Source organism: Variovorax sp. TBS-050B, from assembly GCF_029893635.1.
Classification (GTDB): domain Bacteria; phylum Pseudomonadota; class Gammaproteobacteria; order Burkholderiales; family Burkholderiaceae_C; genus Variovorax.
Map to the genome: position 1 here is coordinate 3385952 of NZ_JARXYR010000002.1, position 22513 is coordinate 3408464.

A 22513-nucleotide genomic window follows, 5' to 3' on the forward strand; every position below is an offset into this window, starting at 1 on the left:
GAAGGCGCCGGCGAGGGCCGGGCCGGCACATACTAGCCCAGAAGAATGCAAGGAATGCGCCAGCCGGCGCCGCTGCCGCTTCAGCCCACGGGCCGGATGTGCGCCTCCTTCGCGAGCTTCTTCCAGCGCCGCGCATCGTCTTCGACGCGCGCGCGGAAGGCCTCGGCATCGGCCTCATAGGGGTCGAGCGCCAGCGCCCGCAGGCGCTCCTTCATCGGCGGCTGCGCGAGCGCGTGGCCGATCGACCGGCTGATGCGCGCGGACACCGGCGCAGGCAGGCCCGCGGGGCCGAGGATGCCGAACCACTGCTCGTATTCCACCCCGGGCAATCCTGCCTCGGCGAAGGTCGGCACGTCGGGGTAGTCGGGATGGCGAACCGGCGCCGTGTTCGCGAGCATGCGCACCTGGCCGTTCTTCACGAAGCTCGCGCCCGAGGCGATGGAGATGACCATCAGGTCGAGCTGGCCCGCGACGAGGTCGACCAGCGCGGGCGCAGTGCCCTTGTACGGCACCACGGTCACCGTGGCCTTGCCGAGGTGCCGGATCATCTCGAACACGATGCTGCCGTTGCCCGGGATGCCGATATTGAGCTTGCCGGGGTGCTTGTGCGCATGGTCCAGCATCCCGGCGATGGACGTGGCGGGAAAGTCGGGCCGGCAGACGAGGAACAGCGGCGTCTTCGCAATGCCGCCGACGGCAGTGAAGTCCTTCACCGGATCGAAGGGGATGTTGCGCGTGAACACCGGATTGGTCATGTGGTTCGCATCCACGAGCAGCAGGGTGTAGCCGTCGGGCTCGGCCCTGGCGACGAAGTCGCTGCCGATCGCGCCCGCGGCGCCGGCCTTGTTCTCGATCAGCACCGTCTGCTGGAGGTCCTTCGCCATCCATTCGCCGATGGTGCGGCCCACCACGTCGGAACTGCCGCCCGCGGCGAAGGGCACGATCAGCCGCACGGGCTTGAGCGACGGGTAGGGCGCCTGCGCCGCGCGCGCGGCGAGCGGATGCAGGCCGAGGGCCGCGGCCGACAGCAGCAGCTTCCTGCGGTTCGGGTGGAACTCGTTCATTTTTTCGTCTCCTTCCTTGGTTGCGTGGATGTGCGTGGATGTGCGCGGATGCGTGCGCTTCGCGGTGCGGCTCAGCCCGCCCGCTGGGATGCCAGCGCGTCGAAGGCCTGCGCCAGGTCTGCCAGCAGCGCCTCGACCTCCTCCAGCCCGATGTGCAGCCGGACCAGCAGCCCGCGCCCGGTCCAGGCTGCGCCGCGGCTGTGGCCGAGGTCGTAGAGGCCGACCATGCTTTCGTAGCCGCCCCACGAGGCGCCGATGCCGAACAGCCCGAGCGCGTCCATCCACCGGCTGGCGCTGTCGTGGCCGATGGCGGGCGCGAACTCGAAGGAGAGCAGGCCGTTGCTGCCGTGGCAGTCGCGCAGCCAGAGCGCATGGGCCGCATCGCCGGGCAGGGCCGGATGGAAGACGCGCGCGACTTCGCTGCGCCGCTGCAGCCAGCGCGCGACCTCGAGCGCCTGCCGCTGGTGCTGCGCGAGCCGCACGCCCATGGTGCGCGCGCCGCGCAGCACCAGCCAGGCGTCGTCCGGGCTCACCGTCATGCCGAAGGCGTCGCAGGTCTGGTTGAGCGGCGCCCAGGCCGCCTCGGTGGCGCAGGCGGTGCCCATCATCACGTCGGAGTGACCGCCGAGGTACTTGGTGGCGGCCATCACCGAGATGTCCGCGCCGAGCGCGAGCGGGCGGTACTGCAGGCCCGAACCCCAGGTGTTGTCGGCCACCAGCAGCGCGCCCGCCTCGTGCGCGAGCGCCGCGAGCGCGGGCAGGTCGCACATCTCGTAGAGCAGCGAGCCGGGGCATTCGGCATAGACCACCCGCGTGTTCGGCCGCATCAGGCGTGCGGCATCGCTGCCGTCGGCCGCAAAGAAGCTGCATTCGATGCCACGCGGCACGAGGAAGCTGCGCACCAGGTGGCGCGTCGGCTCGTAGACGCCGTCGCTCATCAGCAGGTGGTCGCCGGGTTTCAGGCAGGCCAGCAGCACCATGCCGATGGCCGCCAGCCCGGTCGGGAAGAGGCGGGTGCGGAAGCCGCCCTCGAGTTCGGTGACCAGGTCCTCGAGCGCGAAGTTGGTCGGGTTGCCGCGCGCACCGTAGATGAAGTTGCGCTCGCTGTCGCGCCGTGCGCGCAGCTCGAGCTGCTGCGCGACGCTGTCGAACAGCACCGTGCTCGCGCGCACCACGGGCGGGTTGACCGGCCGGCCGCCTTCGTAGCGCGGCTGCTTGCCGCCGTGGACGAGGCGGGTGGCGCCCGGCGGTGGCGTGGTCATGGCCGCCCCCGCGCGTCGCCCGGCAGCCGGAACACCGCGCGCTCCTCGGCATCGAGCTGCGCCACCAGGCCGATCTCCCAGGCCAGGTAGCGCCGCGCCGCTTCCTTGTTGCCGTCGTGCCGGTCGTGCACGAAGAACACGAAATCGATGTGTTCCTCCTGCGACGGCGCGAGCGGAGCGGCGTCGACCGGCAGTCCGGCCGCGGCCCAGGCCTCCAGGCCGCCGCGCAGCATGCGCAGCGGCGGCCGAGCCGGTGCGGCGAGCTCGGAGGCGGCGAGCGCGGCGACAGCCGGATGCTCCGCCACGAACACCACCTCGCGCGCATCGCCGTCGCCCTCGAGGGCCTGCCGCACCCGCGGGCGCACCGACCACTGCGAGCCCGGAATGCGCGAGGCACGGTACGAGGGGCTCGGCCGCAGGTCGATCATGCGCACGGTGCCGGCACGCCATGCATCGGCGAGCGCGGCGGCTTCGACCTCGGGCGGCGCGGGCGGCAGCGCGGCAGCCTCGGGCGAAGGCAGGGCGAGCCCGCTGCCCAGGCCGCCGGCGAGCACATGCGCGTCGTGGCCCATCTGGCGCAACCAGCTCGCGACCGTGGGCGCGCGCACGCCGTCGTCGTCGAACAGCACCAGGCGCGCATGGCGCACGCCCACGTATTCGTCGGTCGCCTGGACCAGCTGGCCTCCGGGCGTGTGCTGCGCGCCGGGCAGGCTGCCGGCGGCGAATTCCTCGGGCGTGCGCACGTCGCACAAGTACAGCGTGCGCGCGGGATCGCTCGCCCAGTCGCGCACGGTGCCGGCGGAGACGGTCTGCACGCCGTGCCTGCGCGCCAGCGCCGCGGCCTGTTCGCGCAGGCCGCCGCCGCCCGATCCGGGCGGGTAGCCCAGGCTGCGGCCGTGGTCGAGCGGCAGCTCGCTCAGCATCCAGCCCTGCGTGCCGTTCTCGAGCGCCATCACGGGATTGGGCAGGCCGAGGCTGATCAACGTCTGTGCGCCGATGATGCTGCGCGTTCGCCCGGCGCAGTTGACGACCACCGGCGTGCTGGCATCGGGCACCAGCGACTGGATGCGGTAGGCCAGCTCGCCGTTCGGACAGCAGCGCGCGCCCGGAATGCTCATCTTGCGGAACTCGGCCAGAGGCCGTCCGTCGAGCACCACCAGCGGCTCGCCCGCCGCCATGCGGCGCGCGAGCTCGGCGGCGCCGATGTGCGGCGTGCCGTAGGCCTGCTCGGCGAGCTCGCCGAACACCTTCGAGGGCACGTTGACGCCCGCAAACAGGCCGTGGCCCTGCGCGGCCCAGGTCGCGGTGCCGCCTTCGAGCACATGCACCTCGCGGTAGCCGAGCGCCTCCAGCCGGCGTGCGGCGGACAGCGCCGGGCCGCGGCCGTCGGCGTCGCAAACCACCAGCCGCACGTCGCGCCGCGGCGCGAGCCGTGCGACCTCCAGTTCGAGCCGGCTGTAGGGCAGCGGCACCGCGAACAGCAGGTGCGACTCGGCGAACGGACCGCGCTCGCGCACGTCGAAGAGCGCGAGTTCGGCGCCGTCGTGCAGCCAGCGCTTGAGCGTGCGCGCGCCGATCAGCGTGGGGGCATTCATGCGCGCACCGTCGTCTTCACGGCCATGGCCATGCGCTCGCAGGTGCCGCGCTCCATGTCGTAGGCGAGGCGCTCCGAGAGCGTCTCGAGCGCGCGACCGTACATGTGCAGGTGACGGATTTCCTGGCCCGGCGGGATCTCGACCGAGTGGATGTCGTCGGGCATCAGCGCGATGCCGGTGCCGGGCTCCACCACCACCTCGCCGCTCTGGCGCAGCGTGGCCGGGCCGGGCTCGCTGCCGCCGTCGGTGCGCTCGTAGAGGCGGTTGATCTCCATGCCCTGGACCGCGGCGATGCAGGCCCAGGTGGTGTGGTTGTGGGGAACGATGCGCTTGCCCGGACGCATCACGTTGAGGTAGAGCGCGTAACGCTGGTCGGCATCGGCGCTGATCAGGTAGCGCGCCTGCAGGTCGCCCTCGGCCGGCGGCGGGAAATCCTGCGCCGACCACAGCGAGGGCTGGCTGGCCAGCGCCATGAGCTCGTCGCGAACCTGCTGCAGCGCCTCCCGCGTGAGACCGCCCTCGAGGCGTTGCCTGACCTCGGTGACGGTGCGCGAGACCGCCTCCTGGCGCTGGACGGTGAGGGACATGCGGTGTTTCCTTTCGATAGTTAGCAATGCTGATGTTTCTGGGCGGGCCCGCGGCATGGCGCCGGCTTGTCGCGCGGCCGGGCCTTCCTCTTGAACGCTGCCATGGTGCGCCTCAGGGGCAGGCGGGATCAATCCAGTCGGCGGCTTCGAAGCATTAGACTTCGTGAACCATGAGTGCACTGGATCTGGATCAGCTGAGAACCCTGGTGGCCATCGAGGAATGCGGCTCCTTCGCCGCCGCGGCCGCGAAGCTGGACCTGACGCAGTCGGCCGTGACGCAGCAGATGCAGCGGCTGGAGCGCCGCATCGGCCACGCCTTGTTCGAGAAGGCCGGCCGCGGCCGGCGCCCGAGCGGCCATGCGCTGCGCCTGTTGGTGTATGCGCGCCGTCTGCTCGCGGTGCACGACGAGGCGCTGCGCGGCATGGCCGATGCGGGCGAGCAGGGGCGCGTGCGCATCGGCGCGGCGCACGACATGGCGGACCTGCTGCTGCCGCGCGTGCTCGCCCAGATCGCGCAGACCATGCCGCGCATGCAGATCGACATCGAGATTTCGCGCAGCCCGCACCTGATGACCGCGCTGGCGCAGGGGCGGCTCGACATCGTCATCGCCAACCGCGTCGATCCCGAGGCCGAAGGCGCGCTGCTGCGCATGCATCCCACCGTGTGGCTCTGCGCCGCGGGCTACCAGCACGATCCGTCCAAGCCCGTGCCGCTGATCGTGATCGACGGGCCGAGCCTGTTCCACCGGCTCGCCGTCGAGGCGCTGCAGGGCGCGGGCCTGGGCTGGACCGCGAGCTACACCACCTCGAACGTGCTCGGGGTGAAGGCCGCGCTGCGCGCGGGGCTCGGCGTGGCGGCGCGCGGCATCGAGTTCGTCGATTCGTACACGCGCGTGCTCGGCGCGCGCGAGGGCCTGCCGCCGCTGCCCGACGTGCCGTACTTCCTGTATGTGCGGCGCCATGTGGTCAACCCGCTGACGCGGCGCGTGTTCGAGATGCTGCGCGACGACCTCGGGCTGGTGGTCTCCTAGAGCCCGCACCGCCGGGCGCCGAGGGCGCATACTCGCCGCCACATCATCGAAGCGCCCAGCGAGGCGCGGTCAGGGAGCAGGCGGGAATGGCAGACAGGCAGGCCGCGCGCGCGGCATGGCCCTTCGTGGCGATGGGCGGCTGGGTGCTCGGCAGCGCGCTGCAGTTGCAGCAGGCGGCGCTGTGGGCTTGGCCGGTCTACGCGGCGCTGTGCGCGGCGGGGCTCGGCCTTTGGGCGGTGCTGTCGCTGCGCCCCCGATGGCGGCGTGGCGCGCTCGCGGCGGCGCTGCTCGCGGGCGCCTGCGGCGGCGCCGGCTTGGCGGGGCTGCGCGGCGGCCTCTTTCTGGCGGGCGCGCTCGATCCGCTGGTCGAGGGCCGCGATCTGCAGGTGGTCGGCGTGGTGGCGCAGATGCCGCAGCACGACGAGGGCGGCACGCGCTTCCGGCTCGACGTCGAATCCGTGCAATGGCGCCCGCCGGCCGACGACCGCCTCGTCGCGCCGCCGCGCCTGCCGGCGCGCATCGCGCTCGGCTGGTACCGCGACGAGGCGGGCGAAGGCGCGGGCGCCGCGCTGCATGCCGGCGAACGCTGGCGCCTGCCGGTGCGGCTCAAGGCGCCGCACGGCAACCTCAACCCGCACGGCTACGACGGCGAGCTGTGGCTCTGGGAGCAGGGCGTGCAGGCCACCGGCCATGTGCGCGCAGGCATCGGTGCCGACGCGGCGCCCGAGCGACTGCAGCGCACCTGGCGGCATCCGGTCGAGCGTGCGCGCGAGGCGGTGCGCGACGCGGTGTTCGCCCGCGTGGCCGACGCGCGGCAGGCCGGCGTGATCGCCGCGCTCGTCACGGGCGACCAGGCGGCGATCGACCGCGCCGACTGGGACGTCTTCCGCGCCACCGGCGTGGCGCACCTGATGTCGATCTCGGGCCTGCACGTGACGATGTTCGCCTGGCTGGCCGCGCATCTGGCCGGCGTGCTGTGGCGGCGCAGCGGCCGGCTGATGCTGCGGTTCCCCGCGCCGCAGGCGGCGCTCGTCGGCGGCGTGCTGCTGGCGGGCCTCTATGCGCTGTTCAGCGGCTGGGGCGTGCCTTCGCAGCGCACGGTCTGGATGCTCGCCGTCGCGGCCCTGCTTCGGCTCACGGGCCGGCGCTGGCCCTGGCCGCACGTGTGGCTGATGATCGCCGCGGTGGTGGTGGCAATGGACCCATGGGCCCTGATGCAGGCGGGCTTCTGGCTCAGCTTCGCGGCCGTCGGCGTGCTGTTCACGACCGGCTTCGCGCAGCCTGGCCATGAACAGGCAGGGCGTGCGGCCCGGCTGCTCGCCTTCCTGCGCGAGCAATGGGTGGTCACGCTGGCACTGGCGCCGCTGGGCATGCTGTTCTTCCAGCAGGTCTCGCTGGTGGGCCTGGTCGCCAACCTGGTGGCGATCCCGTGGGTGACGCTGGTGGTCACCCCGCTGTCGATGCTGGGCGCCGCGGCGCCGCCGCTGTGGGACCTGGCGGCGTGGTCGGTACGTGGGCTCGGTGCGCTGCTCGGGTGGCTGGCCGCCTGGCCCTGGGCCACGTGGTCGGTGGCCGCGGCGCCGGCGTGGATGGCCGCATGCGGCGTGGCGGGCGGGGTGCTGCTCGCGATGCGGCTGCCGTGGTCGGTACGGTCCCTCGGGCTCCCGCTGCTGCTGCCGGTGCTGCTCTGGCAGGCGCCGCGGCCGCCAATGGGCGAGTTCGAACTGCTGGCCGCGGACGTGGGGCAGGGCAACGCGGTGCTGGTGCGCACTGCCACGCACGGCCTGCTGTACGACGCCGGTCCGCGCTACGGGCTGGAAAGCGATGCCGGCCACCGCGTGCTCGTGCCGCTGCTGCGCGCCTTCGACGAGCGGCTCGACATGCTGGTGCTGAGCCACCGCGACAGCGACCACACGGGCGGCGCGGCGGCGGTGCTGGCGATGCAGCCGAAGGCCGCGCTGCTGAGCTCCATCGAGGCCACGCATCCGCTGCAGTCGGTGCGGCCGGCGAAGCGCTGCGAGGCGGGCCAGCGCTGGACCTGGGACGGCGTGGACTTCGAAGTCCTGCACCCCGCAGCGGAGGACTACGTCGCTTTCACGAAGCCGAACGCGGTGTCGTGCGTGCTGCGCGTCGGCAACGGCCGTGCGACGGCCCTGCTGGCCGGCGACATCGAGCGGCTGCAGGAGGCCGCGCTGGTGGCGCGCACGCCGGCGCTGCGCGCGGACCTGCTGCTGGTTCCACACCACGGCAGCAAGACCTCGTCGAGCGCCGCGCTGCTCGACGCCGTGCGCCCGCGCATCGCGCTGGTCCAGGCCGGCTACCGCAACCGTTTCGGCCATCCGGCGCCCGAGGTGGCGGCGCGTTATGCAGAACGCGGCACGAGGCTGGTGGAGAACGTTCGCTGCGGCGCCGCCGCGTGGCGCAGCCTCTCGCCCGACCAGGTCACTTGCGAACGCGACCGGAAAAGCGGGCGTTATTGGCAGCACCGCCTTCCCTGAGCCGCCAAGCTAGGGCTTTCACTGGCCTCGAACTTGCTAAGCTATGGTTCAAGGAGATCGGTCGTTCAATGCACAAATTCGACGAGATGTACGAGCAGCTGCCCTACGCGGGCGCTGCGATCCGGCAGCACTACAAGCGGTACGACCAATGGCTCGCGAAACAGCCTCCCGAGGTGATGCGTTCGCGGCGCGAAGAAGCGGAAATGATCTTCCGCCGGGTCGGCATCACCTTCGCCGTGTATGGCGCCAAGGACGAGGACGGCTCCGGCACCGAGCGGCTCATCCCTTTCGACCTGCTGCCGCGCATCATCCCCGCGCACGAGTGGGAAAGCATGGAGAAGGGCCTGGTACAGCGCGTGACGGCGCTCAACCGCTTCCTGCATGACGTCTACCACGACCAGGAGATCATCAAGGCCGGCATCATCCCGGCCGAGCAGATCCTGAACAACGCGCAGTTCCGGCCCGAGATGATGGGCGTGAACGTGCCGCACGACGTGTACTCCAACATCTCCGGCATCGACATCGTGCGCGCGCCCGATGCGAGCGGCAACGGCGAGTACTACGTGCTCGAGGACAACCTGCGCGTGCCCAGCGGCGTGAGCTACATGCTCGAGAACCGCAAGATGATGATGCGGCTCTTCCCCGAGCTGTTCAACCAGAACCGCATCGCCCCTGTCGCGCACTACCCCGACCTGCTGCTCGAGACCCTGCGCGCCAGCGCGCCGCCCGCGACCGCCGAGCCCACGGTGGTGGTGCTCACGCCCGGCATGTACAACAGCGCCTATTTCGAGCATGCCTTCCTCGCGCAGCAGATGGGCGTGGAACTGGTCGAGGGGCAGGACCTCTTCGTCAGGGACAACTTCGTCTACATGCGCACCACGCGCGGGCCGAAGCGCGTCGACGTGATCTACCGCCGCGTGGACGACGACTTCCTCGATCCCGAGGTGTTCCGCCCCACCTCCACGCTCGGATGCGCCGGCCTGATGCGCGCCTACCGCGAAGGCAACGTCGTGATCTGCAATGCGGTGGGCACCGGCGTGGCCGACGACAAGTCGATCTACCCCTACGTGCCGAAGATGATCGAGTTCTACCTCGGCGAGCAGCCGATCCTGAAGAACGTGCCCACCTACATGTGCCGCAACAAGGACGAGCTGCAATACACGCTCGACAACATGAAGGACCTCGTGGTCAAGGAAGTGCACGGTGCCGGCGGTTACGGCATGCTGATCGGCCCGGCCGCCACGCACGCGGAGATCGAGGAGTTCAAGCAGGCGGTGCTCGCCAAGCCCGACGGCTACATCGCGCAGCCCACGCTGAGCCTGTCGACCTCGCCGACCTTCGTCGATGCCGGCATCGCGCCGCGCCACATCGACCTGCGGCCCTTCGTGCTGTCGGGCAGCGAGGTGCAGATGGTGCCCGGCGGCCTCACGCGCGTGGCGCTCAAGGAGGGCTCGCTGGTGGTCAATTCGTCGCAGGGCGGCGGCACCAAGGACACCTGGATCCTCGAGGCGGACCGCGGCGCGAAGCCCCGGCCGTCACAGTCGCAGAGCCAGTCGCAGTCCGACTAGCAGCCCCCAGGAATCAGGAGAACAACGATGCTGTCACGCACCGCCGACCATCTCTACTGGATGTCGCGCTACACCGAGCGGGCCGAGAACACCGCGCGCATGCTCGATGTCAACTACCAGACCTCGCTCCTGCCCCAGTCGGCCGAAGTGGCCAAGTACGGCTGGCAGGGCGTGCTGTCGATCAGCGAACTGCTGCCCTGGTACAACCAGAAGTACGAGCAGATCGCGCCCAACGAGGTGATGGAGTTCATGGTCAAGGACGAGAGCAATCCATCCTCGATCGTCTCCTGCCTCAAGGCCGCGCGCGAGAACGCCCGCGCCGTGCGCGGCGCGCTGACCACCGAGGCCTGGGAGACCCAGAACACCACCTGGCTCGAGGTCAACCGCATGCTGCGCGCCGGCGACTTCGAGCGCGATCCGGCGCAGTTCTTCGAATGGGTCAAGTTCCGCTCGCACCTCTCGCGCGGCGTCACGCTCGGCACCATGCTGCAGGACGAGGCCTTCTACTTCTCGCGCCTGGGCACCTTCCTCGAACGCGCCGACAACACCGCGCGCCTCGTGGACGTGAAATTCCACGCCCTCAACAGCGAGTTCTTCGGCACCGCCACCGAGGAAGACCAGGAGTACGACTTCTATCACTGGAGCGCGATCCTGCGCAGCGTCTCGGCCTTCGAGGTCTACCGCAAGGTGTACCGCGACGTGATCAAGCCCGAGCGCGTGGCCGAACTGCTGATCCTGCGCGCCGACATGCCGCGCTCGCTGCATGCGAGCCTCGTCGAGGTGGTCAACAACCTCGCGAAGGTGCAGAACGAGCAGAGCGCCGAGACGCAGCGCCGCGCCGGCAAGCTGCTGGCCGACCTGCAGTACGCGCGCGTGGACGAGATCCTCGCGACCGGGCTGCACGCCTACCTGACGCAGTTCCTCGACCGGGTGAACGAACTCGGCGTGCGGATCAGCCAGGACTTCCTGGTGCCGGCGCACTGAGGCGGCACGGAAAGCGGCTACCCGGATGCGGTTCGTGGCCCACTCGCCGCGCGCGTTCTCGATCGAGGGCTTTCTCGAGCCCGAGGAATGCGAGGCGCTGATCGCGCTCGCCGAGCGCGAAGGCTTTGCCTCGGCCGGCGTGCGCACCGTCGACGGTCCGAAGGCGATGCCGGCCATCCGCAACAACGACCGCGCGATGCTGCCGTCGCCCCATTGGGTGGACCTGCTCTGGCAGCGGCTGCAGCAGGCGCCGCTGCCGCAGCTCGACGGGCAGGCCCCGCGGTGCCTGCCGCGAGAGCTGCGCTTCTACAGGTATGCGCCCGGCCAGCGCTTCAAGATGCACAAGGACGGGCCCTGGCACGAAGACGGCCTCACGAGCCGGCTCACCATGCTGGTGTACTTGAACGATGGCTTCGCCGGCGGCGACACCGACTTCCGCGAGTTCCGGGTCAGGCCCGAAGCGGGCTCGGCCCTGCTTTTCATCCATGACACCTGGCATGAAGGCGCGGCGGTGGAAGAGGGCACGAAGTACGTGCTGCGCTCGGACGTGATGTACGGCTAGCGGGCATCGCTGCGCGAGGTCGGGGTGGTGCGCCAGGAGTCGCACGCCGGATGGCGTCGTCCTTCGGACAGCTGCGCGAGCGGCCGGCCGCGCCGGCGGAAGCAGCAGGCAGTTGCGGAACTTATCGCGCCCATGGCGCCCAGAAAGGTTCCCCGCCCGGCCGCGCCGGGCGCCCATCCCTGTGCACCACCGAAGAAAGGACCCCTCATCCATGAATGGAATCAGCCGCCTGTCCGCCTGCCTGCTCGCCCTGTCCCTGCTCGTCACCGCCACGCCTGCCGCCTGGGCGCGCGAGATGGTGGCCTCCGCGGCCAGGACGCTGAACATGCGCACCGGCCCGGGCCTGAACCATCCCGCGCACTGGACGGTGTCGCGCGGCTATCCGTTCCAGGTGATCCAGCGCAAGGGCAACTGGCTGCAGGTGCGCGACTTCGAGAACGACCGCGCATGGATCTCGCGCTCGCTGACCAACAAGGTGCCGCACCGCGTCGTCAAGTCCACCACCGCGAACCTGCGCAGCACGCCGAGCACGCGTGCGCGCGTCGTGCTGAAGGCCGGCTACGGCGACGTGCTGCGCACGCTCGAGCAGCGCGGCAGCTGGACCAAGGTGCGCCACGAGGACGGCCCGGTCGGCTGGATCGCGACGCGCCTGACCTGGGGCTGGTGACGGCGGCAGGGCAGGTGGTGCGTGCCGCTCAGGTCCGCGTCGCCTGCCGCACCGCGCGCTCCCAGCGCGCCATCGATTCCTCGGCCTGGGCGCGGCCCATGGTGGGCATGAAGCGCCGCTCGACCTTCCACAGCTTCGAGAGTTCGCGCACGTCGCTGTAGAAGCCCGTCGACAGGCCCGCGAGGTAGGCCGCGCCGAGCGCGGTGGTCTCGATCACTTCGGGCCGCACCACCGGAATGCCGAGCAGGTCGGCCTGGAACTGCATCAAGAGGTCGTTCACGCTCGCGCCGCCGTCCACGCGCAGCTCGGCCACGGGCGTGCCGCCGGCGGCCACCGCGTCGCGGCTCATGGCCTGCAGCAGCGCGGCGCTCTGGTAGGCGATGCTCTCGAGCGCGGCGCGTGCGATGTGCGCGACCGTGGTGCCGCGCGTCAGGCCGGTGATGGTGCCGCGCGCCTCGGCGTCCCAGTAGGGCGCGCCCAGGCCGGTGAAGGCGGGCACCATCATCACGCCGCCCGCGTCGGGCACGCTCTCGGCGAGCGACTGCACCTCGGCGCTGCCCTTGATGGCCTTCAGGCCGTCGCGCAGCCACTGCACCACGGCGCCGCCGACGAAGACGCTGCCTTCCATCGCGTACTGCGGCGTGGCGTCGGTCTGGGCGGCGCTGGTCACGAGCAGGCCGTTGTGCGAGGGCTGGAACGCGCCGCCCGTGTGCATCAGCAGGAAGCAGCCGGTGCCGTAGGTGTTCTTGGCCATGCCGGGGCCGAAGCAGGCCTGGCCGAAGAGGGCGCTCTGCTGGTCGCCCGCCACGCCGCCGACCGGCAGGCTGCGGCCGAGCAGCGCCTCGTCGGTGTCGACGAAATGCGAGCTCGACGGCTGCACCGACGGCATCAGCGAAGCGGGGATGTGGAGCGTCTTCAGCAGCTCGGCGTCCCACGCGTTGCGGTGCACGTCGAAGAGCATGGTGCGCGAGGCGTTGCTCACGTCCGTCACATGCACCTTCCCGCCCGTGAGCTGCCACATGAGCCAGCTGTCGACCGTGCCGAAGGCCAGTTCGCCGCGCTCGGCCTGCGCGCGTGCGCCCGGCACGTTGTCGAGCAGCCAGCGCAGCTTGGTGCCCGAGAAATACGCATCGATCACGAGGCCGGTCTTCTGCTGGATGGTCTCGGCCATGCCTTCGTCGCGCAGCTGCGCGCACAGCGGCTCGGCGCGCCGGTCCTGCCAGACGATCGCGTGGTGCACCGGCTGGCCCGTCTTGCGGTTCCACAGCACCGTGGTCTCGCGCTGGTTGGTGATGCCGATGGCATGGATGTCGGCCGGCTTCAGCTTCGCCTTGGCCAGCACCTCGCGCGCGGTGGCGAGCTGGCTCTGCCAGATCTCCATCGGGTCGTGCTCGACCCAGCCGGGTTGCGGGTAGATCTGCGTGAGCTCCCTCTGCGCGATCGCGACGATGCGGCCTTCGCGGTCGAAGACGATGCTGCGCGAGCTGGAGGTGCCCTGGTCGAGGGCGAGGAGGTAAGAGGTGGTCATGGATTCATCTTCCTCTGGGTCTTGCTCCTTCCCCCGCTGGGGGAAGGCTGGGATGGGGGCATTGGGCCGTCGATCAGCGGCAACGCGTCTGCAGGCGCCGCCGTGCCCCCACCCCGGCCTTCCCCCGGGAGGGGAGGGAGGAATGCCGGGGGATTCATGGCTTTGCGATCTCCAGGCGCACCTGCGCCGCATGCAGCAGGTCCGCGAACGGCGGCGGCGGCTCGGCGTCGGTGAACAGGCGGTCGATCTGCGAGAGCGTGCCGAGCTGGATCATCGCAGGCCGGTTGAACTTGCTCGCGTCGGCCGCGAGCCACACCTCGCGCGCCTGGGCGATGATGGTCTGCGCCACCTTCACCTCGCGCAGGTCGAAGTCGCGCAGCGAACCGTCGGCCTCGATGCTCGACACGCCGATCAGCGCGATGTCGACCTTGAACTGGCGGATGAAGTCGATCGTGGCCTCGCCCACGATCGCGCGGTCGCGCGGGCGCACCGAGCCGCCCGCCACGATCACCTCGCACGAGGTGTTGCCGCTCAGGATGGTCGCGACGTTGAGGTTGTTGGTGATCACGCGCAGCCCGGTGTGGCGCGAGAGCGCCTTCGCGATCGCCTCGGTGGTGGTGCCGATGTTGAGGATCAGCGAACAGTCGTTGGGCACCAGCTCGGCCACGCGGCGTGCGATGCGCGCCTTGCCTTCCGCATTCAGGGTCTCGCGCTGCTGGTAGCCGATGTTCTCGGTGGTGGAGCTCGGCACGCGCACGCCGCCGTGGAAGCGCGTGAGCAGCCCCTGGTCGGCCAGCCGCTGCACGTCGCGGCGGACGGTCTGCAGCGTGACGCCAAGCATGTCGGCGAGCTGCTCGACGGTGACCGAGCCGCGCATGCGAACGGTGTCGAGGAGGTTGATCTGGCGCGGATTGGAATTCACGGAAGCGTCGCGAAGCGAGGGAAGACTCGCGCAAAGGGTACAGGGCGGCCGACTTTAAAACGAACTAAAACGAATCCTACTAAGGGAAAACTCGGGGGAAAATCGCGTCAAAAGGAATCCAAATGAAAAAACACGAAAATACAATGGCGCCCTTCCGTGATCGAAGTCACGAACTCAATGGGCCATCTTCTGTGAGCGATTTCTCCTCCCGACCGCCGGCGCCGGCCACCGATTGCGACGTGCTGATCGTCGGCGGCGGCATCAACGGCTGCGGCATCGCACGCGACCTCGCGGGCCGCGGCTGGCGCGTGGTGCTGTGCGAGAAGGACGACCTCGCCTCGCACACCTCGTCGGCCTCCACCAAGCTCATCCACGGCGGCCTGCGCTACCTGGAGTACTACGAGTTCTCGCTGGTGCGCAAGGCGCTGCAGGAGCGCGAGGTGCTGCTCAAGAGCGCGCCGCACATCATGTGGCCGCTGCGCTTCGTGATGCCGCACGATCCGTCGATGCGGCCGGCCTGGATGATCCGCATCGGCCTCTTCATGTACGACCATCTGGCGCGCCGCGAGGTGCTGCCGGGCTCGCGCAGCGTGGACCTGCGCAGCCACGCGGCGGGCGCGCCGCTCAAGCCGCAGTTCGGGCGCGGCTTCGTCTATTCGGACGGCTGGGTCGACGATGCGCGGCTGGTGGTGCTCAATGCCGTGGATGCGAGGGCGCGCGGCGCCGAAGTGCTGACGCGCACCCGCTGCGTCCATGCGCAGCGCGACGCCGACGGATGGACCGCGACGCTCGAGGCCGCGGACGGCGGCATCCGCGTGGTGCGCGCGCGCGCCGTGGTCAATGCCGCGGGCCCGTGGGCCGAATCGTTCCTGCGCGGCGTGGCGCAATCGGCCAAGGGCGAGGCGCTCGCGACACGGCACCTGCGGCTGGTCAAGGGCAGCCACATCGTGGTGCCGCGCCTGTTCGCCCACGACCATGCCTACATCTTCCAGAACCCCGACAAGCGGATCATCTTCGCGATCCCGTACCAGGACGACTTCACGCTGATCGGCACCACCGACATCGAACTCAACGCCGACGATCCCGGCGCGGCGCGCATCTCGGAGGACGAGATCGCCTACCTCTGCACGCAGGCGAGCCGCTATTTCGCGCAGCCGGTGGCGCCGGCCGACGTGGTCTGGACCTACTCGGGCGTGCGCCCGCTGCTCGACGACGCCTCGGGCGATCCCTCGGCCGTGACGCGCGACTACATGCTCGAGTCGAACACCGCGGCGGCGCCGCTGCTGTCGGTCTGGGGCGGCAAGATCACCACCTTCCGCAAGCTCGCGGAAGACGCCGCCGACGAGGTCTGCCGCATGCTCGGCGATGCCGGCGCGCAGCGCGCCGCATGGACCGAAGGCGCCTTCCTGCCGGGCGGCGATCTCTCGGCCTGGATCGGCGCCGCGACGCGGCCGGACGACGACTTCGAGCGCTTCGTGGCCGCGGTGCAGGCGCGCCATCCCTGGCTCGATCCGAAGCTCGCGCGCCGCCTGGCGCGTGCCTACGGTGCGCGCATCGACGGGCTGCTCGGCGACGCACGGTCGATGGCGGACATGGGCGCGGCCGTGGCGCCGGGGCTGCACGAGCGCGAACTGCGGTTCCTGCAGCAGGAGGAGTGGGCGGCGAACGCCGACGACGTGCTCTGGCGCCGCTCCAAGCTCGGCCTGCACTACACCGACGAACAGCGCGCGCAGGTCGCAGCCTGGCTGCAGGCGCGCGCGAAGAACGACAGCCACACCACGATTCACGGGGAGCGTTGATGCAACTGACTTTGGAGCGCGTGACCAAGAAGGTCGGCGCGCAGACCTGGCTCTACGAGCAGAGCATCGCACCGAAGAGCGGCGCGGTGACCGTGCTGCTGGGCGCCACGCAGGCCGGCAAGACCAGCCTGATGCGCCTGATGGCGGGGCTCGATGCGCCGAGCAGCGGCCGCGTGCTGGTCGATGGGCAGGACGTGACCGGCATGCCGGTGCGCGAGCGCAACGTCGCCATGGTGTACCAGCAGTTCATCAACTATCCCTCGCTCAAGGTGGCCGACAACATCGCCTCGCCGCTGAAGCTGCGCGGCGAGGCGAACATCGATGCACGCGTGAAGGCGCTGGCCGACAAGTTGCACATCGGCATGTTCCTCGACCGCTATCCCTCGGAGCTCTCGGGCGGCCAGCAGCAGCGCGTGGCGCTCGCGCGCGCTCTCGCCAAGAACGCGCCGCTGATGCTGCTCGACGAGCCGCTGGTGAACCTCGACTACAAGCTGCGCGAAGGCCTGCGCGAAGAGCTCACGCAGCTGTTCGCGACCGGCGATTCGACCGTGATCTACGCCACCACCGAACCGGGCGAGGCGCTGCTGCTCGGCGGCTACACCGCGGTCATGGACGCGGGCGAGCTGCTGCAGTACGGCCCCACGGCCGAGGTGTTCCATGCGCCGCAGTCGCTGCGCGTGGCGCGCGCCTTCAGCGATCCGCCGATGAACCTGCTGCCGGCCACCGCATCGGCCGGCCGCGTGCAGCTCGCGGGCGGCCCCGCGCTCGCGCTGCCGCTGCCCGAAGGCATCTCGGGCGCGGTGACGGTCGGCCTGCGCGCGAGCGCACTGAACGTGGGCGCGGGGGAGGGCGACATCGCCTTGCCGGGCAAGGTGGAGCTGGCCGAGATCTCGGGCTCCGACACCTTCGTGCACGTCGAGACCGCGGTGGGCGAACTGGTGGCGCAGCTCACGGGCGTGCATCGGTTCGAGCTGGGCACCGCGATCACGCTCTACTTCAGCGCATCCCAAGCCTATGTGTTCGATGCCGGCGAAAAGCTGGCGCTCGCGCCGGCCTGGCGCAAAGGAAACTAGTCATGGCACGCATCGACCTCGACCTGGCCCACGCCTACCGCCCGAACCCGAAGCAGGACAGCGACTATGCGCTGCTGCCGCTGCAGATGAGCTTCCGCGACGGCGGCGCCTATGCCTTGCTCGGCCCTTCGGGCTGCGGCAAGACGACCATGCTCAACATCATCTCGGGCCTGCTCGTGCCCTCGCAGGGCAGCGTGAAGTTCGACGGCCGCGACGTGACGCGTGCCACGCCGCAGGAGCGCAACATCGCGCAGGTGTTCCAGTTTCCGGTGATCTACGACACCATGACCGTGGCCGAGAACCTCGCGTTCCCGCTGCGCAACCGCAAGGTGCCCGAGGACCAGATCAGGAAGCGCGTGGGCGAGATCGCCGAGATGCTCGACATGAGCGGCCAGCTCGACCAGCGCGCCGCGAACCTCGCGGCCGATGCCAAGCAGAAGATCTCGCTCGGCCGCGGCCTGGTGCGCAGCGACGTCTCGGCGGTGCTGTTCGACGAGCCGCTCACGGTGATCGATCCGCACCTCAAGTGGCAGCTGCGGCGCAAGCTCAAGCAGATCCACCGCGAGCTCAAGCTCACGCTGATCTACGTGACGCACGACCAGGTCGAGGCATTGACCTTCGCCGAAGAGGTGGTGGTGATGACGCGCGGCAAGGCAGTGCAGGTGGGCAGCGCCGAGGCGCTGTTCGAGCGGCCGGCGCACACCTTCGTGGGCCATTTCATCGGCTCGCCGGGCATGAACTTTCTTTCGGCCGAATGCGCGAACGGCGCGCTCGAAGTCGGCGGCACCTCGCTCAAGCCGACGCGCGAACTGCCGCCGGGCGCGCTGAAGATCGGCATCCGCCCGGAGTACCTGCGCCTCGCGAGCGCCGGCGCGCCCGGTGCGGTGCCAGCGGTCGTGACGCTGGTGCAGGACGTGGGCACGCACACGATGCTGAGCGCGGACGCCGACGGCAGCACGGTGAAGGTGCGGCTGCACGGCGGTGAGACGCCGCCCGCGGCCGGCGACACGGTGTGGCTGCGCGTGCTGGACACGCACACCTGCTACTACAAGGACGAGGAACTGGTGGCATGAACCCGACGAACAAGCCGATCAACCAGAAGGCCTGGTGGCTGGTGCTGCCGGTGCTGCTGTGCGTGGCCTTCTCGGCCATCGTGCCGTTGATGACGGTGGTCAACTATTCGGTGCAGGACATCATCTCGCCCGACCGGCGGGTGTTCGTCGGCACGGAGTGGTTCGCCTCGGTGATGCGCGACGACGAGCTGCACCAGGCGCTGTGGCGCCAGCTGGGCTTCTCGCTGTCGGTGCTGCTGGTGGAGATTCCGCTCGGGATCTGCCTGGCGCTGTCGATGCCGGCGAAGGGCTGGAAGTCGTCGGCGGTGCTGGTGGTGGTGGCGCTGTCGCTGCTGATCCCGTGGAACGTGGTGGGCACGATCTGGCAGATCTACGGCCGGGCGGACATCGGTCTCCTGGGCCATGCGCTGCAGAAGCTCGGCGTGGACTACAACTACACCGGCAGCGCGGCCGACGCCTGGCTGACGGTGCTGGTGATGGACGTGTGGCACTGGACGCCGCTGGTGGCGCTGCTGTGCTTCGCGGGGCTGCGCTCGATTCCGGACGCGTACTACCAGGCGGCGCGGATCGACGGCGCGAGCAAGTTCGCGGTGTTCCGCTACATCCAGCTGCCCAAGATGCGCGGCGTGCTGATGATCGCGGTGCTGCTGCGCTTCATGGACAGCTTCATGATCTACACGGAGCCCTTCGTTCTGACGGGCGGCGGACCCGGCAACGCCACGACCTTCCTGAGCCAGTACCTGACGCAGAAGGCGGTGGGGCAGTTCGACCTCGGGCCGGCGGCGGCGTTCTCGCTGATCTACTTCCTCATCATCCTGTTGTTCTGTTTCGTGCTCTACAACTGGATGCAGCGGGTTGGGACGCAGACGCCGGAGGTGGAGCAATGATTCGAGTGCTGTCTTCGGGGCGCGATCACGCCGACGGGGTACCTTGCTCCGCGAATGTCCCCCGGCCTTCGGCCTCCTCCTTTATTTCGCTGCGCAAGGCACCCCGTCGGCGTGCTCGTTGCACAGAGCGGTCGTTGATCGGCCGCAAACAACGAGCGTGCCCCGTGCACAGGGCATCGGGTGCTCCCCGCAGCGAAATAAAGGAGGAGCCGAAGGCGGGGGACATTCGCGGAGGGGAGTACCCGGTGGCCTGTGCACGCGCCCTGGATACGCGTTGGAGGAACCAGAAATGAACGACAACAGATTCCGCAAACGCAGCATCTTCCTGGTGCTGTACATCCTGTTCGCGCTGCTGCCCATCTACTGGATGGTCAACATGAGCTTCAAGACCAACGAGGAGATCCTCTCGAGCTTCTCGTTCTTTCCGCAGCAGCTCACCTGGGCCAACTACGCGCGCATCTTCACCGACGAGTCGTGGTACTCGGGCTACATCAACAGCCTGATCTACGTCGCGATCAACACCGTGATCTCGCTCACCGTGGCGCTGCCCGCGGCGTACGCCTTCTCGCGCTATTCGTTCCTCGGCGACAAGCACGTGTTCTTCTGGCTGCTAACCAACCGCATGACCCCGCCCGCGGTGTTCCTGCTGCCGTTCTTCCAGCTCTACAGCACCGTCGGGCTCATGGACACGCACCTCGGCGTGGCGCTCGCGCACCTGCTCTTCAACGTGCCGCTCGCGGTGTGGATTCTCGAAGGCTTCATGAGCGGCATCCCGCGCGAGATCGACGAAACGGCCTACATCGACGGCTACTCGTTCCCGCGCTTCTTCGTCAGGATTTTCCTGCCGCTCATCAAGGCCGGCGTCGGCGTGGCGGCGTTCTTCTGCTTCATGTTCAGCTGGGTCGAGCTGCTGCTCGCGCGCACGCTCACCAGCGTCAACGCCAAGCCGATCGTCGCCACCATGACGCGCACCGTGAGCGCATCGGGCATGGACTGGGCGACGCTTGCGGCGGCCGGTGTGCTGACCATCGTGCCGGGCGCGATTGTCATCTGGTTCGTCCGCCACTACATCGCAAAAGGCTTTGCGATGGGCCGGGTGTGAGGTTCGGTTTTTCTCCCTCCCCCTCTGGGGGAGGGCAGGGGTGGGGGCAAGCGGCGTATCCATCGGACGCCGATGCCCCCATCCCAACCTTCCCCCAGAGGGGGAAGGCGCAAGAGAAGACAAGGAGATAAAGAATGTTCGACTGGATGGTATGGACCACACCCGTGGCCATTTTCTTCACCTGCATCGTGCTGATGCTGATCGGCATGACCGTGTGGGAGATCAAGTCGCCCACCACCATGCGCCGCGGCTGGCTGCCGATGGCGACCACGCGCGGCGACCGGCTCTTCATCGGGCTGCTGGCCGCGGCCTACGTCAACCTGATCTTCGTCGGCCTGGCCGGCAAGTTCCAGGAATGGATGAGCCTCGAGGCCGAGCCCTCGATCTGGATCAGCTTCGTGCTGTCGATGTGCCTGCTCGCGCTGATCATGCGCAAGGGCTAGGGCGAAGTTTTCTGTTGTTGTGAGACGCGACCGGCTCTCTGCCTCCCCGGAGCCGCGATCGAAAGAACCGGGGAAGCTTTCAACCGAGGAGACACGTTCATGATGAAGATGCGCTACACGGCATTGGCAATGGCGGCGGCGATGTTCGCCGCGCACGGTGCATGGGCCGGAGAGCCCGAGGCCAAGAAATGGATCGACAGCGAGTTCCAGCCTTCCACGCTGAGCAAGGACCAGCAGACCGCCGAGATGAAGTGGTTCATCGATGCGGCCAAGAAGCTGCAGGCCAAGGGCGTGAAGGAGATCTCGGTGGTGTCGGAAACCATCACCACGCATGAATACGAGTCGAAGACGCTCGCCAAGGCCTTCGAGGAGATCACCGGCATCAAGGTCAAGCACGACCTGATCCAGGAAGGCGACGTGGTCGAGAAGCTGCAGACCTCGATGCAGTCGGGCAAGTCGATCTACGACGGCTGGATCTCCGACTCCGACCTGATCGGCACGCACTACCGCTACGGCAAGATGATGAACCTGACCGACTACATGGCCGGCGCGGGCAAGGAGTACACCAACCCCGGGCTCGACATCAAGGACTTCATCGGCACCAAGTTCACCACCGCGCCCGACGGCAAGCTCTACCAGCTGCCCGACCAGCAGTTCGCCAACCTCTACTGGTTCCGCGCCGACCTGTTCGACCGCAAGGACCTGAAGGACAAGTTCAAGGCCAAGTACGGCTACGACCTCGGCGTGCCGCTCAACTGGAGCGCCTACGAGGACATCGCCGAGTTCTTCAGCGTCGACGTGAAGACCATCGACGGCAAGCCGATCTACGGCCACATGGACTACGGCAAGAAGGACCCGTCGCTCGGCTGGCGCTTCACCGACGCCTGGCTCTCGATGGCCGGCACCGCCGACATCGGCAACCCGAACGGTATGCCGATCGACGAATGGGGCATCCGCGTGGCCGACGACAAGTGCACGCCGGTGGGTGCCTCGGTGGCGCGCGGCGGCGCGACCAATTCGCCGGCCGCCGTCTACGCCCTTACCAAGTACATCGACTGGATGAAGAAGTACGCGCCCAAGGAAGCCATGGGCATGACCTTCGGCGAGGCCGGCCCGGTGCCGGCCCAGGGCCAGATCGCGCAGCAGATCTTCTGGTACACGGCCTTCACGGCCGACATGACCAAGAAGGGCCTGCCGGTGGTCAACGAGGACGGCACGCCCAAGTGGCGCATGGCGCCCGGCCCGAACGGTCCGTACTGGAAGCAGGGCATGCAGAACGGCTACCAGGACGTGGGTTCGTGGTCGTTCTTCAACGGCCATGACGCCAACAAGACCGCCGCCGCCTGGCTCTACGCCCAGTTCGTGACCTCCAAGAGCGTCTCGCTCAAGAAGACGATCGTGGGCCTGACGCCGATCCGCGAGTCGGACATCCAGTCGAAGGCCATGACCGACATGGCGCCCAAGCTCGGCGGCCTGGTCGAGTTCTACCGCAGCCCCGCGCGCGTGGCCTGGACGCCGACCGGCACCAACGTGCCCGACTACCCCAAGCTGGCCCAGCTCTGGTGGAAGAACGTGGCCGAGGCCGTGACGGGCGAGAAGACCCCGCAGAAGGCCATGGACAACCTGGCCGACGAGATGGACAACGTGATGGCCCGCCTGCAGCGCGCCGGCATGGCCCATTGCGCGCCCAAGCTCAATGCCAAGGGCGATCCGAACAAGTGGCTCAGCGACAAGAACGCCCCCTGGAAGAAGCTGGCGAACGAGAAGCCGAAGGGCGAAACGATCGACTACAACAAGCTGCTGACCGCCTGGAAGGAAGGCAAGGTCCGTTGAGGACGCCTCCCGGAGCGCCGCCGGTCCGCACCGGC

19 protein-coding genes are annotated in these 22513 nt (G+C 69.2%); 13 read left to right on the forward strand and 6 right to left on the reverse strand.

Going from position 1 to position 22513, the window contains the following annotated elements; all coding sequences use genetic code 11:
• Positions 1 to 80 precede the first annotated feature (80 nt).
• The 4 genes from M2165_RS18760 to M2165_RS18775 all read right to left on the reverse strand — a co-directional run bounded on the left by M2165_RS18760 (position 81) and on the right by M2165_RS18775 (position 4508).
• Entirely contained in the window at positions 81 to 1064 is a 984-nt protein-coding gene (locus tag M2165_RS18760) for a tripartite tricarboxylate transporter substrate binding protein (protein ID WP_280816094.1), read from the reverse strand.
• A gap of 71 nt (positions 1065 to 1135) precedes the next feature.
• On the reverse strand, positions 1136 to 2326 hold the full coding sequence (metC, locus tag M2165_RS18765; protein WP_280816095.1) for a cystathionine beta-lyase: 1191 nt from the start codon (positions 2324 to 2326) through the stop codon (positions 1136 to 1138).
• Entirely contained in the window at positions 2323 to 3921 is a 1599-nt protein-coding gene (locus M2165_RS18770) for a rhodanese-like domain-containing protein (protein ID WP_280816096.1), read from the reverse strand. Before M2165_RS18770 ends, metC begins: the two co-directional genes overlap by 4 nt.
• A complete protein-coding gene (locus tag M2165_RS18775) occupies positions 3918 to 4508 on the reverse strand; it encodes a cysteine dioxygenase family protein (protein ID WP_280816097.1) in 591 nt (196 codons plus the stop codon). Before M2165_RS18775 ends, M2165_RS18770 begins: the two co-directional genes overlap by 4 nt.
• 170 nt (positions 4509 to 4678) lie before the next feature.
• Here M2165_RS18775 and M2165_RS18780 point away from each other — a divergent pair, with 170 nt between their 5' ends.
• The 6 genes from M2165_RS18780 to M2165_RS18805 all read left to right on the forward strand — a co-directional run bounded on the left by M2165_RS18780 (position 4679) and on the right by M2165_RS18805 (position 11818).
• Entirely contained in the window at positions 4679 to 5539 is an 861-nt protein-coding gene (locus M2165_RS18780) for a LysR substrate-binding domain-containing protein (RefSeq protein WP_280816098.1), read from the forward strand.
• A gap of 86 nt (positions 5540 to 5625) precedes the next feature.
• Positions 5626 to 8037, forward strand: a complete 2412-nt coding sequence (locus M2165_RS18785; RefSeq protein WP_280816099.1) for a DNA internalization-related competence protein ComEC/Rec2 — start codon at positions 5626 to 5628, stop codon at positions 8035 to 8037.
• Between the two features lie 68 nt (positions 8038 to 8105).
• Complete coding sequence (locus tag M2165_RS18790; RefSeq protein ID WP_280816100.1) at positions 8106 to 9605, forward strand: circularly permuted type 2 ATP-grasp protein; 1500 nt, start codon at positions 8106 to 8108, stop codon at positions 9603 to 9605.
• 27 nt (positions 9606 to 9632) lie between these two features.
• A complete protein-coding gene (locus M2165_RS18795) occupies positions 9633 to 10589 on the forward strand; it encodes an alpha-E domain-containing protein (RefSeq protein ID WP_280816101.1) in 957 nt (318 codons plus the stop codon).
• A 34-nt stretch (positions 10590 to 10623) separates the two neighbouring features.
• Complete coding sequence (locus M2165_RS18800) at positions 10624 to 11151, forward strand: 2OG-Fe(II) oxygenase (RefSeq protein ID WP_280816102.1); 528 nt, start codon at positions 10624 to 10626, stop codon at positions 11149 to 11151.
• A gap of 211 nt (positions 11152 to 11362) precedes the next feature.
• On the forward strand, positions 11363 to 11818 hold the full coding sequence (locus tag M2165_RS18805; protein ID WP_280816103.1) for an SH3 domain-containing protein: 456 nt from the start codon (positions 11363 to 11365) through the stop codon (positions 11816 to 11818).
• A 28-nt stretch (positions 11819 to 11846) separates the two neighbouring features.
• Here the strand turns inward: M2165_RS18805 and glpK are convergent, their stop codons facing one another.
• Positions 11847 to 13346, reverse strand: coding sequence for a glycerol kinase GlpK (gene glpK, locus M2165_RS18810; protein WP_280816104.1), 1500 nt, complete (start codon positions 13344 to 13346; stop codon positions 11847 to 11849).
• A 154-nt stretch (positions 13347 to 13500) separates the two neighbouring features.
• A complete protein-coding gene (locus M2165_RS18815; protein WP_280816105.1) occupies positions 13501 to 14268 on the reverse strand; it encodes a DeoR/GlpR family DNA-binding transcription regulator in 768 nt (255 codons plus the stop codon).
• A gap of 122 nt (positions 14269 to 14390) precedes the next feature.
• On the opposite strand from M2165_RS18815, the gene glpD reads away from it, so the two are divergent.
• The 7 genes from glpD to M2165_RS18850 all read left to right on the forward strand — a co-directional run bounded on the left by glpD (position 14391) and on the right by M2165_RS18850 (position 22478).
• On the forward strand, positions 14391 to 16067 hold the full coding sequence (glpD, locus tag M2165_RS18820) for a glycerol-3-phosphate dehydrogenase (protein WP_280816106.1): 1677 nt from the start codon (positions 14391 to 14393) through the stop codon (positions 16065 to 16067).
• Positions 16067 to 17140, forward strand: a complete 1074-nt coding sequence (locus M2165_RS18825; protein WP_280816107.1) for an ABC transporter ATP-binding protein — start codon at positions 16067 to 16069, stop codon at positions 17138 to 17140. The genes glpD and M2165_RS18825 overlap by 1 nt, the downstream gene beginning before the upstream one ends.
• Before the next feature lie 2 nt (positions 17141 to 17142).
• Positions 17143 to 18213, forward strand: a complete 1071-nt coding sequence (locus M2165_RS18830; protein ID WP_280816108.1) for an ABC transporter ATP-binding protein — start codon at positions 17143 to 17145, stop codon at positions 18211 to 18213.
• Positions 18210 to 19100 carry a sugar ABC transporter permease gene (locus M2165_RS18835; protein WP_280816109.1) on the forward strand — a complete coding sequence of 297 codons (891 nt, stop codon included), beginning with the start codon at positions 18210 to 18212 and terminating at the stop codon, positions 19098 to 19100. Before M2165_RS18830 ends, M2165_RS18835 begins: the two co-directional genes overlap by 4 nt.
• Before the next feature lie 289 nt (positions 19101 to 19389).
• A complete protein-coding gene (locus M2165_RS18840; protein WP_280816110.1) occupies positions 19390 to 20202 on the forward strand; it encodes a carbohydrate ABC transporter permease in 813 nt (270 codons plus the stop codon).
• A 134-nt stretch (positions 20203 to 20336) separates the two neighbouring features.
• On the forward strand, positions 20337 to 20645 hold the full coding sequence (locus M2165_RS18845; protein ID WP_280816111.1) for a DUF2160 domain-containing protein: 309 nt from the start codon (positions 20337 to 20339) through the stop codon (positions 20643 to 20645).
• A gap of 102 nt (positions 20646 to 20747) precedes the next feature.
• Entirely contained in the window at positions 20748 to 22478 is a 1731-nt protein-coding gene (locus M2165_RS18850) for an ABC transporter substrate-binding protein (RefSeq protein ID WP_280817574.1), read from the forward strand.
• Positions 22479 to 22513: the final 35 nt, after the last annotated feature.